This window comes from Streptomyces sp. NPDC060366 (assembly GCF_042725135.1).
Taxonomy (GTDB): Bacteria; Actinomycetota; Actinomycetes; order Streptomycetales; family Streptomycetaceae; genus Streptomyces.
Genome location: NZ_JBHXDC010000017.1, coordinates 93,141 through 106,462 on the forward strand (window position 1 = coordinate 93,141; position 13,322 = coordinate 106,462).

At 70.3% G+C, this 13,322-nt stretch carries 13 protein-coding genes; 5 read left to right on the forward strand and 8 right to left on the reverse strand.

Going from position 1 to position 13,322, the window contains the following annotated elements:
- The first annotated feature begins 75 nt into the window (after positions 1–75).
- The 4 genes from ACFWHU_RS30880 to ACFWHU_RS30895 all read left to right on the forward strand — a co-directional run bounded on the left by ACFWHU_RS30880 (position 76) and on the right by ACFWHU_RS30895 (position 5,375).
- Positions 76–1,548 (forward strand): MFS transporter, encoded by a 1,473-nt coding sequence (locus ACFWHU_RS30880; protein WP_387228799.1) that lies wholly within the window; start codon positions 76–78, stop codon positions 1,546–1,548.
- Positions 1,549–1,775: 227 nt separating this feature from the next.
- The gene (locus tag ACFWHU_RS30885) at positions 1,776–3,560 is read left to right on the forward strand and encodes a DEAD/DEAH box helicase (protein WP_385799623.1); all 1,785 of its coding nucleotides are present in this window, start codon (positions 1,776–1,778) and stop codon (positions 3,558–3,560) included.
- 306 nt (positions 3,561–3,866) lie between these two features.
- The gene (locus tag ACFWHU_RS30890) at positions 3,867–4,508 is read left to right on the forward strand and encodes an IclR family transcriptional regulator (protein ID WP_023541417.1); all 642 of its coding nucleotides are present in this window, start codon (positions 3,867–3,869) and stop codon (positions 4,506–4,508) included.
- 69 nt (positions 4,509–4,577) lie between these two features.
- Entirely contained in the window at positions 4,578–5,375 is a 798-nt protein-coding gene (locus ACFWHU_RS30895) for a S16 family serine protease (protein WP_385799621.1), read from the forward strand.
- Here the strand turns inward: ACFWHU_RS30895 and ACFWHU_RS30900 are convergent.
- From ACFWHU_RS30900 to ACFWHU_RS30935, 8 genes are all read right to left on the reverse strand, one after another.
- Complete coding sequence (locus tag ACFWHU_RS30900; protein WP_387228802.1) at positions 5,305–6,630, reverse strand: MFS transporter; 1,326 nt, start codon at positions 6,628–6,630, stop codon at positions 5,305–5,307. The genes ACFWHU_RS30895 and ACFWHU_RS30900 overlap by 71 nt on opposite strands.
- Complete coding sequence (locus tag ACFWHU_RS30905) at positions 6,627–6,818, reverse strand: hypothetical protein (protein WP_385799617.1); 192 nt, start codon at positions 6,816–6,818, stop codon at positions 6,627–6,629. The genes ACFWHU_RS30900 and ACFWHU_RS30905 overlap by 4 nt, the downstream gene beginning before the upstream one ends.
- Positions 6,819–6,911: 93 nt before the next feature.
- Positions 6,912–7,520 (reverse strand): ArsR/SmtB family transcription factor, encoded by a 609-nt coding sequence (locus ACFWHU_RS30910; protein ID WP_387228804.1) that lies wholly within the window; start codon positions 7,518–7,520, stop codon positions 6,912–6,914.
- An 87-nt stretch (positions 7,521–7,607) separates the two neighbouring features.
- Positions 7,608–8,594: a glycine betaine ABC transporter substrate-binding protein gene (locus tag ACFWHU_RS30915; protein ID WP_385799700.1), complete on the reverse strand. Its 987-nt coding sequence runs from the start codon at positions 8,592–8,594 to the stop codon at positions 7,608–7,610.
- A gap of 8 nt (positions 8,595–8,602) precedes the next feature.
- The gene (locus ACFWHU_RS30920) at positions 8,603–9,445 is read right to left on the reverse strand and encodes an ABC transporter permease (protein WP_387228806.1); all 843 of its coding nucleotides are present in this window, start codon (positions 9,443–9,445) and stop codon (positions 8,603–8,605) included.
- Positions 9,442–10,698, reverse strand: a complete 1,257-nt coding sequence (locus tag ACFWHU_RS30925; RefSeq protein ID WP_385799698.1) for a betaine/proline/choline family ABC transporter ATP-binding protein — start codon at positions 10,696–10,698, stop codon at positions 9,442–9,444. Before ACFWHU_RS30925 ends, ACFWHU_RS30920 begins: the two co-directional genes overlap by 4 nt.
- A 52-nt stretch (positions 10,699–10,750) precedes the next feature.
- Complete coding sequence (locus ACFWHU_RS30930) at positions 10,751–11,398, reverse strand: ABC transporter permease (protein WP_385799611.1); 648 nt, start codon at positions 11,396–11,398, stop codon at positions 10,751–10,753.
- A gap of 118 nt (positions 11,399–11,516) precedes the next feature.
- Complete coding sequence (locus ACFWHU_RS30935) at positions 11,517–12,002, reverse strand: Lrp/AsnC family transcriptional regulator (protein ID WP_078077110.1); 486 nt, start codon at positions 12,000–12,002, stop codon at positions 11,517–11,519.
- Positions 12,003–12,151: 149 nt separating this feature from the next.
- On the opposite strand from ACFWHU_RS30935, the gene hppD reads away from it, so the two are divergent.
- Positions 12,152–13,306 carry a 4-hydroxyphenylpyruvate dioxygenase gene (gene hppD, locus ACFWHU_RS30940; protein ID WP_387228808.1) on the forward strand — a complete coding sequence of 385 codons (1,155 nt, stop codon included), beginning with the start codon at positions 12,152–12,154 and terminating at the stop codon, positions 13,304–13,306.
- The last annotated feature ends 16 nt before the right edge of the window (positions 13,307–13,322 follow it).

Below are 13,322 nucleotides of genomic sequence, written 5' to 3' on the forward strand. Positions count from 1 at the left end.
CGTACGACCAAGGGACCAGGTCCGCCCCGACCAGCGACAGGGTTCTCAGGGGTCCATGCCCCTTACTCTGATGCCATGACCGCCCTCGAACCGAGCGACGCCGCCGTCGCCGCCGAAGCCGCCCCACCTGCCCCGCCCGCGCCACCTCTCGCGGTCGACCCCGGCGGCGAAGGCATCCTCGGCAGGACCCACCGGGCGCTCAGCATCGGCATCATCTGCGTCGTCCTGCTCATCGCCTTCGAGGCCACGGCGGTCGGTACGGCGATGCCGGTGGCCGCGCGCGAACTGCGGGGCGTCTCGCTGTACGCGTTCGCCTTCTCCGCGTACTTCACCACCAGCCTCTTCGCGATGGTGCTCTCCGGACAGTGGGCCGACCGCAGCGGCCCGCTCCGGCCGCTCGTCACCGGGATCACCGCCTTCGCGGCCGGGCTGCTGCTCTCCGGCACGGCCGGCGCGATGTGGCTGTTCATCGCGGGCCGGGCGGTCCAGGGGCTCGGCGGCGGACTGGTGATCGTCGCGCTGTACGTCGTCGTCAGCCGCGCCTACCCGGAGCGGCTGCGGCCCGCGATCATGGCCGCGTTCGCGGCGAGCTGGGTGATCCCGTCGGTCGTCGGGCCGCTCGCCTCCGGCACGGTCACCGAACACCTCGGCTGGCGCTGGGTGTTCGTCGGCATCCCGGTGCTGGTGGTGCTGCCGCTGGCGACCGCGCTGCCCGCGATCCGGCAGATGGCGGCCGGGCCCGCAGACCCGTCGGAGCCCGTACCGGCCTTCGACCGGCGCCGGATCCGGCTGGCGCTGGCGATCTCGCTCGGCGCGGGCCTGCTCCAGTACGCGGGCCAGGACCTGAGCTGGTGGTCCCTGCTGCCCGGCGCGGCCGGCGCCGCGCTGATCGTGCCCGCCGTCCTCGGCCTGCTGCCGCCCGGCACCTACCGCGCCGCCCGCGGCATGCCCTCGGTCGTCCTGCTGCGCGGCGTCGCGGCCGGCTCCTTCATCGCCGCGGAGAGCTTCGTACCGCTGATGCTCGTCACCCAGCGGGGCCTGTCCCCGACGCTGGCGGGCCTCTCGCTGGCCGTCGGCGGCGCGACGTGGGCCCTCGGCTCGTACATCCAGTCCCGCCCCCGCATGGAGCCGCACCGCGAACGGCTGCTGATGGGCGGCATGGCGCTGGTCGCCGCCTCCATCGCCGCCGCGCCGAGCGTGCTGATCGAGTGGGTCCCCGTCTGGGTCGTGGGCGTCGCCTGGGCGGTCGGCTGCCTCGGCATGGGCGCGGTGATCGCGTCGACGAGCGTGCTGCTGCTGAAGCTCTCACCTCCTGAGGAGGCGGGCACGAACTCCGCCGCGCTCCAGATATCCGACGGCCTCTCGAACGTCCTGCTGCTGGCGGCGGGCGGCGCGGCCTTCGCGGCCCTGGGCGGCGGCGCGGTGGGCGCCCACGACCTCACCTCGGCCGACGCCTCCCACCCGGCCGCGTTCGCGGCGGTGTTCCTCCCGATGGCGGCGGTGGCGCTGGCCGGGGTGTGGGTGGCGACGAGGGTAAGGACGCGTTGATCGGGACCACCACGGCCACGGCGGGCCGGTGAGATCGCACGCCGGTCGCGCGTCCCGCACGGCGCGATGTGAGCCGGGTCGCACCTGAGCGGCCCCGGCTTGTTCGTACGAGGAACGGGCCGGGCCGCCGGTAGGGTGGCCCGGTTGTCGTATCTGAGCCCGGGGGTCGGGGCGTCCTCGATCCCGTGCCCCAGCCCGTGCACCCGAGCGTCCGCGAACCGGAGACCGTGACTACTACCGCCTCCCACCACCTCTCACCCGCCTTCCCCGGCCGCGCCCCCTGGGGCACGGCCAACAAGCTGCGCGCCTGGCAGGAGAAGGCGCTGGAGCGATATCTCCAGGAGCAGCCGCGCGACTTCCTCGCCGTCGCGACCCCCGGCGCCGGGAAGACCACCTTCGCGCTGACCCTCGCGTCCTGGCTGCTGCACCACCATGTCGTGCAGCAGATCACCGTCGTCGCGCCGACCGAGCATCTCAAGAAGCAGTGGGCGGACGCCGCCGCGCGGATAGGGATCAAGCTCGACCCGGACTACAGCGCGGGGCCGCTCAGCAAGGAGTACCACGGGGTCGCCGTGACGTACGCGGGCGTCGGCGTACGCCCGATGCTCCACCGCAACCGCTGCGAGCAGCGCAAGACCCTGGTGATCCTCGACGAGATCCACCACGCCGGTGACTCCAAGTCCTGGGGCGAGGCGTGTCTTGAGGCCTTCGAGCCGGCCGCCAGGCGGCTCGCGCTGACCGGTACGCCCTTCAGGTCCGACACCAACCCGATCCCCTTCGTCGCGTACGAGGAGGGCAACGACGGCATCCGCCGCTCCTCCGCCGACTACACCTACGGCTACGGCAACGCGCTCGGCGACGGCGTCGTGCGCCCCGTCATCTTCCTCAGCTACAGCGGCAACATGCGCTGGCGCACCAAGGCCGGTGACGAGATCGCCGCCAAGCTCGGCGAACCCATGACGAAGGACGCCACCTCGCAGGCGTGGCGCACCGCGCTCGACCCGCGCGGCGACTGGATGCCCAACGTGCTGCGGGCCGCCGACCAGCGCCTGACCGAAGTACGCAAGGGCATCCCCGACGCCGGGGGTCTGGTCATCTCCAGCGACCAGGACTCGGCGCGCGCGTACGCCAAGCTCATCCGTGAGATCACCGGGACGAAGGCGACCGTCGTCCTGTCCGACGAGGCCGCCGCCTCCAAGCGCATCGACGACTTCAGCGCGGGCGAGGACCGCTGGATGGTCGCCGTGCGCATGGTGTCGGAGGGCGTCGACGTGCCGCGCCTCGCCGTCGGCGTGTACGCCACGACCATCTCGACGCCCCTGTTCTTCGCGCAGGCCGTCGGGCGCTTCGTCCGGTCCAGACGACGGGGCGAGACCGCGTCCGTCTTCCTGCCCACCATCCCCGGCCTCCTCGGCTTCGCCAACGAGATGGAGCTGGAGCGCGACCACGTCCTCGACAAGCCCAAGAAGGAGGGCGAGGACGACCCGTACGCCGAGTCCGAGAAGGAGATGGCGGAGGCCGAGCGCCAGGAGGACGAGGACACCGGCGAGCAGGACGCGCTGCCCTTCGAGGCGCTGGAGTCCGACGCGGTCTTCGACCGGGTGCTCTACGACGGCGCCGAGTTCGGCATGCAGGCGCACCCCGGCAGCGAGGAGGAGCAGGACTACCTCGGCATCCCCGGCCTCCTGGAGCCCGACCAGGTGCAGATGCTGCTCCAGAAGCGGCAGGCCCGGCAGATCGCGCACAGCCGCAAGAAGCCGGACTCCGAGGCGGACCTGCTGGAGCTGCCCGCCGACCGGCGCCCCGTGGTCTCCCACAAGGAACTGCTCGAACTGCGCAAGCAGCTCAACACGATGGTCGGCGCCTACGTCCACCAGAGCGGCAAACCCCACGGAGTGATCCACACGGAGCTGCGCCGTGTGTGCGGCGGACCGCCCAGCGCGGAGGCCACCGGCGGCCAACTCCGCGAGCGGATCAGAAAAGTTCAGGAGTGGGCGACCCGAATGCGCTGAGCGCGAAGGTATTTTTTCGGCCTCCCGGACGCCGTCGCGGCGTCCGGGAGGCCTTTCTACGCGCGTCCATTCATGGGAAATCACATGAATAGTCAGTGAGAGTCCCTTTTCTGTGCTTGTTCTGGCGCGAACGGGGAGCAACTGACCACCCATGACCGGATTCTGGACGAGGTCTTCCGCTGAGCGGTACGGATCGCTAATGTCCCGGCAATACATACGCGCCGTGGCAGCACCGCCGCGGAGCGCAGCCGGTGCGCCAAGGCCTGCCTGGCGGCTCACTCCGAAACTCCGAAGGAGAGGGGCGTCGTGACCGCGGAGACCTCCCAGACGCTCGACCGGGGACTGCGCGTCCTCAAACTGCTCGCCGACACCGACCACGGGCTGACCGTCACCGAGTTGTCCAACAAACTCGGCGTCAACCGCACCGTCGTCTACCGACTCCTCGCCACCCTGGAACAGCACGCGCTGGTCCGCCGCGATCTGGGCGGACGCGCCAGAGTGGGCCTGGGGGTGCTGCGCCTGGGCCGCCAGGTGCATCCCCTCGTACGGGAAGCGGCACTGCCCGCACTGCGTTCGCTCGCCGAGGACATAGGCGCGACCGCCCATCTCACGCTCGTGGACGGCGCCGAGGCGCTGGCCGTGGCCGTTGTGGAGCCGACCTGGACGGACTACCACGTCGCGTACCGCGCCGGCTTCCGGCACCCGCTGGACCGGGGCGCCGCGGGCAAGGCCATCCTGGCCGCCCGGCAGGGCTCGTACACCGAGGCACGGTGCACGCTGACCCACGGCGAACTGGAGGCGGGCGCGAGCGGCGCCGCCGCCGCGCTCGTCGGGGTGACCGGGATCGAGGGCAGCGTGGGCGTCGTGATGCTCGCCGACTCGGTGCCGGAGCGGGTGGGTCCGCGCGTGGTCGACGCCGCGCGCGAGGTGGCCGACGCACTGCGCTGAGCGGGCCCGGCGCGGGGCCTGGGCCCCGGGGGTTTCGGGTGCCCCCGGAGCGGCGGATAGATTGGCGCCGTGCTCTCTCGTCTCTCCGGTCTCTCGCGCCCCCGCACCCTCGCCCTCTCGGCGGTCCCGATCGTCGCGCTGCTCGTCGTCGTCGGAGTCGCCCCGTTGCCGTACGCGGTGGCCCAGCCCGGCCTGACCGCGAACGTCCTCGGCGACTACCAGGGCACGCCCGTCATCTCGGTCAAGGGCGCGCCGACCCGCGAGACGGAGGGGCAACTGCGGATGACGACGATCCTGGCGACGGGACCGTCCGCCGACGTCGACTTCGCCGATGTCCTCGACGGCTGGATCCGGACCGACCGCGCCGTGCTGCCGCGCGACTCCGTCTACCCGGCGGGCCAGTCCGACAAGGAGATCCAGAAGCACAACACCGACGAGATGGTGAAGTCGCAGAACTCCGCCGTCGACGCGGCCCTCGGCCAGCTCGGCCGGAAGCGGGACTCCGTGGACGTCACCCTCCACCTCGCGGACGTCGGCGGCCCCAGCGCGGGCCTCCTCTTCGCGCTCGGCATCGTCGACATGCTCGACGGCGACGGCTCGGGCGGCGACCTCACCGGCGGCCGCGACATCGCGGGCACCGGCACGATCAGCGCGACCGGCGACGTCGGCGCGGTCGGCGGCGTCTCGCTCAAGACCCAGGCGGCGGGCCGCGACGGCGCGACGGTCTTCCTCGTCCCCGAGGCGGAGTGCGCGGACGCGCGGTCCGAACTCCCCGACGGGATGCGGCTGATCCCGGTCAGGACCCTGAAGGGCGCGGTGTCGTCGCTGAAGGCGCTGGAGCAGGGGGGCGAGGTGCCGAACTGCTGACGTCGGTACGGTCCTCGGGCCCCACGGCGTCCAGGCCGCGCCACACCGGCAGCAGCACCGGACTCAGGGTCGCCAGCAGATAGGCGCCGCCCATCAGCAGCAGGGCGGGGGAGAGGCCGGCGCCCTCGACCAGCAGACCCGCCGTCAGACCGCCCAGGGGCATGGTCAGTTCGCATCCCGCGGTCATCGCGCCGGCCACCCGGCTGCGCAGTTCGTCGGGGACGCGTTCGTACATCACCGTCGTCAGTATCGGGTTGATCGTCCCGCCCGCCACTCCCGCCGCGGCCAGGACGACGGCGAGCGCCACCGTGGAGTCGCTGAGACCCGCGACCGCGAAGCGTGGCGCGCCGCAGAGCAGGGCGGCGACGGCGAGGACCGTACGGCGCCGGAAACGGTGGCCGACCGCGCCGTACAGCAGCGCCCCCAGCAGTCCGCCGGCCCCGAACGCCGCTGTCACCAGGCCCAGTTCGGCGGCCCCGCCGAGATTTCGTTCGGCGTGCACGGGGAGCAGGACCGCGTTCCAGCCCTGGTCGATGCCGTTCATGAACATCACCATGAGGACGACCGCCGCCAGCAGCCGGGTGTGCGCCAAGTAGGCGTAGCCCTCGCGCAGTTCGGCGCCGTACGTACGCGGCGACACCGGCGCCATGTGCTTGACCGGCTCCGCGCCCCGTACGCCGCGCAGTCCGGCGCCGATCAGCAGCGCCGACAGCAGGAACGTGAACGCGTCGAGCAGCAGGGCGACTTCGGCCCCGAGCAGCGCGATCACCAGGCCCGCGAGCGCCGCGCCGAGCATCCGGGCGCCGCGCTCGACCGCGTCGAAGAGGCTCGCGGCGCGGGTGAGCGAGGTGCCCGCGTGCTCGGCGAGGTCAGGTACGAGGACGTAGCGGGCCGTGTCGCCGGGCGTGTGGGCGAGGCCGTGCAGCGCCACCAGCGCGCAGAGCGTCCAGAACGGGAGCGCGTCGGCGCTGTGCAGCAGGGGGATCGCCCCGACGGAGAAGGCGCACAGCAGATCGGAGGCGATCGAGACGCGGCGCCGGCCGATCCGGTCGATGACGGGGCCGCCGATGAGCGCGGAGACCACCACCGGGAGGGTGGCGCAGAAGGCCACCACACCCGCGCGGCCGGCGCTGCCGGTGGTCTGGAGGACGAACCAGGGGATGCCGATCAGGCTGAGGGTGCGGCCCGTGGCGGAGATCGCGTTGGCGGTCAGGACGGCGGTGAGCGGCCACCGCCGTATCGGTGCGGCGCTCATACGGGGCGGACACGGGGCCGCGAGGGCCCGTTGACGAGCCGCAGGCCCAACTCGACGAGGAGCCAGCCCAGTCGGGCCCGCGCCCGCGCTTCGCGGCGGACCGCGCGGTGGCGGTATGCGGCGGCCTCGGCGCGCAGTTCGGCCGCGCGTAGGGAGTGGAGGTGGAGGTGCACGTCGGAAAATAGCATGACAAATCGTCCCTTCGCGCGCCGACTGACGAGGCGCGGGAGTGGTGCAGGGGTGGTGCAGGGGTGGAGGTGGTGCTCGGGCGGCGGCGGTGCTCAGGCGTCCGGGCGGTCGAGCTGCTTCTGCGGGAAGGCGTGCAGATGGATCCGTACCTGAGCCACGGACTCGTCGTCCTCGGATGCGGCGCGGTCCATGTAACTGGCGATCAAGTCGTGCATCCGGCCGTCCAGTTCGGCCATCAGCTCGGGGGTGAGCCGGAGCGTGAAGTCGCTGAGGTCGGCCTTGGTCGCCCACGTCTTCGGCCAGTCGTGCATGGTGCCCAGCCAGGTGCTCACCTCCTGGCCGTGGATGGAGGCGACCTCGTGCATGAAGGTGTTCAGCGCGCCTCGTACCTCCGGGCTGGGGTCGAAGTGCAGCGTGTCGTCGATCATGACGCCGTAGTCCGAGGCCTTCCACCAGCGCTCCCGGCCCTTGCCGCGCTCCGGGTCGTCCGCGACGAAGCCGTGACCGGCGAGCTGGCGCAGGTGATAGCTGGTGGCGCCGCTCGACTCGCCGAGCCGCTCCGCGAGCTGGGACGCGGTGGCCGGACCGTGGTGGCGCAGGGCGACCAGCAGCCGCATCCGCAGGGGGTGGGCGAGGCCACGCAGTGAGCGCGGGTCCAGGGTGCGGGCGGTCCGCTCGGAGGCGGGTGGGTTCTCGGACATGGCCTCATCGTAGACATGCAAAGAAGTGGTTGCAAGGATTTCTTTGCAACCACTTCTTTGCATGTTCGCGCTCGGGGGCTCGGCGGCTCAGCCCTCCTTGATGAAGCCCTCCTCGATCAGCCAGTCCTTCGCCACCTCGTGCGGATCCTGGCCGTCCACGTCCACCTTCGCGTTCAGCTCCTGCGCGATCCCGGTGTTCAGCCGCTTGCTCAGCGGATCGAGCAGACCGGCGATCTCCGGGTACTTCTTGTACGTCGAACTGTGGATCACCGGCGCCGCGTTGTAGTTCGGGAAGAAGCGCTTGTCGTCGGAGACCGTGTCCAGATCCAGGGACTTGATCCGGCCGTCCGTCGTGAACACCTCGCCCACCAGGCAGGAGTTGGACTTCGACACCTGCGTGTAGATGATGCCGGCGTCCATCTTCTTCACACTCGACGCGGGGATGTTCATCCCGTACGCCTTCACCATGCCCGGCAGCCCGTCGTCCCGCGACGCGAACTCGTTCTCCACGCAGATCGTGACCGCGCCCGGCTCCTTCTTCGACAGCGCGGCGACGTCCGACATCGTCTTGAGCTTGTACTTCGCGTTGTTCTGCTTGCTGATGCCCAGCGAGTAGGTGTTGTTGAGCGTGGACGGCGACAGCCAGCTCACATCGTGCGAGCGGTCCGCGTCCCGTACGGCGGTCCACTGCTCGCCCGAGTCGACGATCGGCTTCGCGTTGCCGAGGTAGGTGATCCAGGCCGTGCCCGTGTACTCGTACATCGCGTCCGCGTCACCCTTGACGATCGCCTCGCGCGCGCTGATCGAGCCCGGCAGGTTCGTCCGGTCCAGGACCTCCGCGCCCGCCGCCTTGAAGATCAGGCCGATCATCTGGCCGAGGATGATGTTCTCGCTGAAGTTCTTCGACGTGACCGTCAGCGAGGCGCCCTTGAGGGGTTCGCCCCGGCCGACCGAGCCGGGGACGACGTCGTCCACCATCGGCGAGCCGCTCTTGAGGCCGCACCCGCTGAGCGTGGCGGCGCTCAGCAGCAGGGCCAGCCCGCCCGTCACGAGCTTGCGGTGGCCGTATCGCATGGTGCGCATCAGCGCTCCTCCAGTCCGCGCGGGGTGAGGGCCACTTCGACCAGCGAGGCCAGCCAGTCGATCAGCAGCGCCAGCGTCACCGTCAGCACCGATCCCAGGACCAGGACCGGCATGCGCTGCGTCTGGATGCCCGAGGTGATCAGGTCACCGAGCCCGCCACCGCCGCCGAAGGTCGCCAGGGTCGCCGTGCCCACGTTGAGCACCAGCGCCGTCCGTACGCCCGCCAGGATCAGCGGTACGGCCAGGGGCAGTTCGACCCTGGCCAGCGTCCCGAGTGACGACATCCCGATGCCGCGCGACGCCTCGACCAGCTGCGGGTCGATGGCCTTCAGCCCCGCCACGGTGTTGGCGAGCACCGGCAGCACCGCGTAGATGACCATGCCGACGATCGCCGTCGACGGGCCGATGCCCAGCCAGATCACCAGCAGCGCCAGCAGACCGATGGCCGGGGTCGCCTGCCCGATGTTGGCGACGGCGGTCACCGCCGGCGCCGCTTTCGACAGCCCGCGCCGGGTCAGCGCGATACCGAGCGGGATCGCGATGATCAGCACCCAGAAGGTGGAGATCGCGGTCAGTTCGACGTGCTGCCACAGGCGCAGCTGCACATTGCCGCCGACGAGCGAGTTCTTCGCGATCGAGTCGAGCGGGACAGTGGTGATCCAGACGTAGGTCAGCAGCAGGGAGACCGCGATCACGGCGGGCACCGTCACCAGCTTGGCCCAGGTGATCCGGCGCTTCGGGGCGGCGGGCGGCGCCACCGGCTCCGACTCCTCGTCCCGGAAGGCGTGCCCCTTGACGTCGTACTCGCCCGGAGGGCGCTGTTTCTGCGCGGGAGCACTCATGCGTCCGCACCGCCCTGCGGCTCCTGCCCGGTCCGCTCCCGGCGCTGTTCCGCCAACTCGTGCTGGTGCTCGAATGCGGTGAGCCGGTCCGCCTCCAGCATTTCCTGGACCGACGTCATCAGCGTCTCCATGTCGACGACACCGATGTACTCGCCGCGCCTGCCGGTCACGGCGACCCGGCCGCCGCTGTCGGTCAGGACCGCCTCCAGCGCGTCGTGCAGGGTGGCGTCCCTGGTCACGGTGTCGTGCACGAGCTGGCCCGCGTTGGCGAGCGAGCCCTTGGCGCGCGACAGGTCGCCCCGGCGCAGCCATTTGTACGGGCGGTTCTTCCGGTCCAGCATCAGCAGCTCGTTGTGCGGGCCGCTGTTCAGCTTGTTGAAGATCGACTGGAGCGGGTCCTCGACCGTCACCGTCGGGAACTCGGCGATCTCCACGTCCCGTACGCGGGTGAGGTTCAGCCGCTTCAGCGCCGCCCCCGCGCCCACGAAGCCCGACACGAAGTCGTCGGCGGGATTGGTGAGGATCGCCTCGGGGGTGTCGAACTGCGCGATCTGCGAACGCTCCCGCAGGATCGCGATCCGGTCGCCGAGCTTGATCGCCTCGTCGAAGTCGTGCGTCACGAACACGATCGTCTTGTGCAACTCGTGTTGCAGACGTATCAGTTCGTCCTGGAGATGGTCGCGCGTGATCGGGTCGACGGCGCCGAACGGCTCGTCCATCAGCAGCACCGGCGGATCGGCGGCGAGCGCCCGCGCCACCCCCACCCGCTGCTGCTGGCCGCCCGAGAGCTGGCGCGGATAGCGGCCGTGGAACTCACGCGGGTCGAGCCCGACCAGGTCGAGCATCTCCTCGACGCGGTCCTTCACCTTCGACTTGGACCAGCCGACCATCTTCGGCACGAGCGCGATGTTCTCGCCGACCGTCATGTGCGGGAAGAGACCGGACGACTGGATCGCGTAGCCGATCTGCCGGCGCAGCTTCACCGGGTCCATGTCGGTGACGTCCTCGTCGTTGATCCTGATCCGCCCGGACGAGGGCTCGATCAGCCGGTTGATCATCTTGAGGGTGGTCGACTTACCGCAGCCGGACGGGCCGACGAGGATGACGGTCTCGCCCGCCTTGATCTCCATCGAGACGTTGTCGACTGCCGGATTCGGACTGCCGGGATAGCGCTTGGTGAGGCCGTCGAGCTGGATGGTGGCGCCGCTCGTGGAACCGGCGCCCCCCGCGGCGCCGTTCGACGGGACGATCACGGCACCCGGCGAGGCGATGTCGGCTGCCTCGGCCGTCTTCGGGTCAGCGGTCTCAGACACGGATCCCCCTCGGGATGGTGAGTCGGCCGAGCAGGACATACGCGGCGTCGAAGAGCAGGGCGAGAATGACGATGCCGATCGTCCCGGCGAGCACCTGGTTGATCGCGTTGGCGCTGCCCAGCGAGGCGATGCCACGGAAGATCTCGTTGCCGAGGCCGGGCCCCGAGGCGTACGCGGCGATGGCGGCGATCCCCATCAGCATCTGGGTGGAGACCCGGATCCCGGTGAGGATCGGCGGCCAGGCGAGCGGCAGTTCGACCTTGAGCAGCCGGGCGGTACGTGACATGCCGATGCCCTTGGCGGCGTCCACCAGGTCGGGGTCCACGCCGCGCAGTCCGACCACGGCGTTACGGACGACGGGCAGCAGCCCGTACAGCGTCAGGACGATCACCGTGGGCGCGACACCGAGACCGACCAGCGGGATGAGCAGGCCGATGGCCGCCAGCGAGGGGATGGTCAGGATGGAGGCGGTGGAGAGGATCGCCAGATTTCCGCCCCAGGGACTGCGGTAGGTCAGTACGCCGATGACGACACCCAGGACGGTGGCGATCAGCATGCACTGGAAGACGGCGCTGGCGTGCTGGAACGAGTCGGTGAGCAACTGTTGATGGCGGTTGGCCAGGTAGTCCCAGAAGTCCACGGCGCTCCTCTCGGTGGGTCGGAGCCGGTCGGCCGGACGGCCGGTCGGCAGTCAGCCGGTCGGGAGTCGGCCGGTCGGCCGATCAGGTCGTTCGGTTCGTTCGGGTCGTGCTCGTTGGTCACAGTCGGTCACCGTCGGTGTCCTGCGCGGCCTGCTCCACCAGCGGGATGATCCGCAGCGGAACGGGGTTTTCCATGACGATCGCCGTGGAAGCCCGCTGAATCCCCTCGAAACCGACAACCCGGTCGATCACCCGTTGAAGATCGGCGTTCGAACGAGCGACGAGTCGGCAGAGCATATCCCCCGTTCCAGTGGTGGTATGCAGTTCGAGGACCTCTGGAACGCTGCTCAAATGTGCTCGAACATCGGAACCTTGTCCCTGTTTGATTTCCAGGGTTGCGAACGCCGTGACGGGGTAACCGAGAGCGGCCGGATCGACGTTCGGACCGAATCCCCGGATGACGCCATTCGTCTGGAGACGGTCCAGCCGGGCCTGTACGGTCCCGCGCGCCACCCCCAGCCGGCGCGACGCCTCCAGAACCCCGATGCGCGGCTCCCGCGCCAGCAGGGCGATGAGCCTGCCGTCCAGTCCGTCGATCGCCATGGGTGCCTCCTGAGGCGGTTGATGGTGGCTGCACCGGCAGGTGGTCATCCTGTGCAGATGGTCCGGTCATCCTGGCCCCCCGCTGTACAGACTGACCAGTGAAAGCGCGAACTGTTGCGCACCTTGCGGAACGGCGAGACGCTGCCGTCATGGCAGATACCTCGGTGAACCTCGATTCCGCCCCGTCCACCGCGCGCGGCGCCGACCCCTTCCCCGTCAAGGGAATGGACGCCGTCGTCTTCGCCGTCGGCAACGCCAAGCAGGCGGCCCACTACTACTCGACGGCGTTCGGCATGAAGCTGGTCGCCTACGCGGGCCCCGAGAACGGCAGCCGCGAGACCGCGAGCTACGTGCTCACCAACGGCTCGGCCCGCTTCGTCTTCACCTCCGTCATCAAGCCGTCCACCGAGTGGGGCCGCTTCCTCGTCGACCATGTCGCCGAGCACGGCGACGGTGTGATCGATCTCGCCATCGAGGTGCCGGACGCCCGCGCCGCGTACGCCTACGCCACCGCGAACGGCGCCACCGGCCTCCAGGAGCCGTACGAGGTCAAGGACGACGGCGGCACCGTCGTCCTCGCCGCCATCGCCACGTACGGCAAGACCCGCCACACCCTGGTCGAGCGGACCGGCTACGACGGCCCGTACCTGCCGGGCTACGCCGCCGCCGCCCCGATGGTCGCGCCCCCGGTCAAGCGCACCTTCCAGGCCGTCGACCACTGCGTGGGCAACGTCGAGCTGGGCCGGATGAACGAGTGGGTGGCGTTCTACAACAAGGTGATGGGCTTCACCAACATGAAGGAGTTCGTGGGCGACGACATCGCCACCGAGTACTCCGCCCTCATGTCCAAGGTCGTGGCCGACGGCACCCTCAAGGTGAAGTTCCCGATCAACGAGCCGGCGATCGCGAAGAAGAAGTCGCAGATCGACGAGTACCTGGAGTTCTACGGCGGCGCCGGCGTCCAGCACATCGCGCTCGCGACGAACGACATCGTCAGCTCGGTGCGCGCGATGCGGGCGGCCGGTGTCCAGTTCCTCGACACCCCCGACTCGTACTACGACACCCTCGGCGAGTGGGCCGGCGAGACCCGCGTGCCCGTCGAGACCCTGCGCGAGCTGAAGATCCTCGTGGACCGCGACGAGGACGGCTACCTGCTCCAGATCTTCACCAAGCCGGTCCAGGACCGGCCGACCGTGTTCTTCGAGATGATCGAACGGCACGGCTCGATGGGCTTCGGCAAGGGCAACTTCAAGGCCCTCTTCGAGGCGATCGAGCGCGAGCAGGAGAAGCGCGGCAACCTCTGACGCACAACTGCCGGCA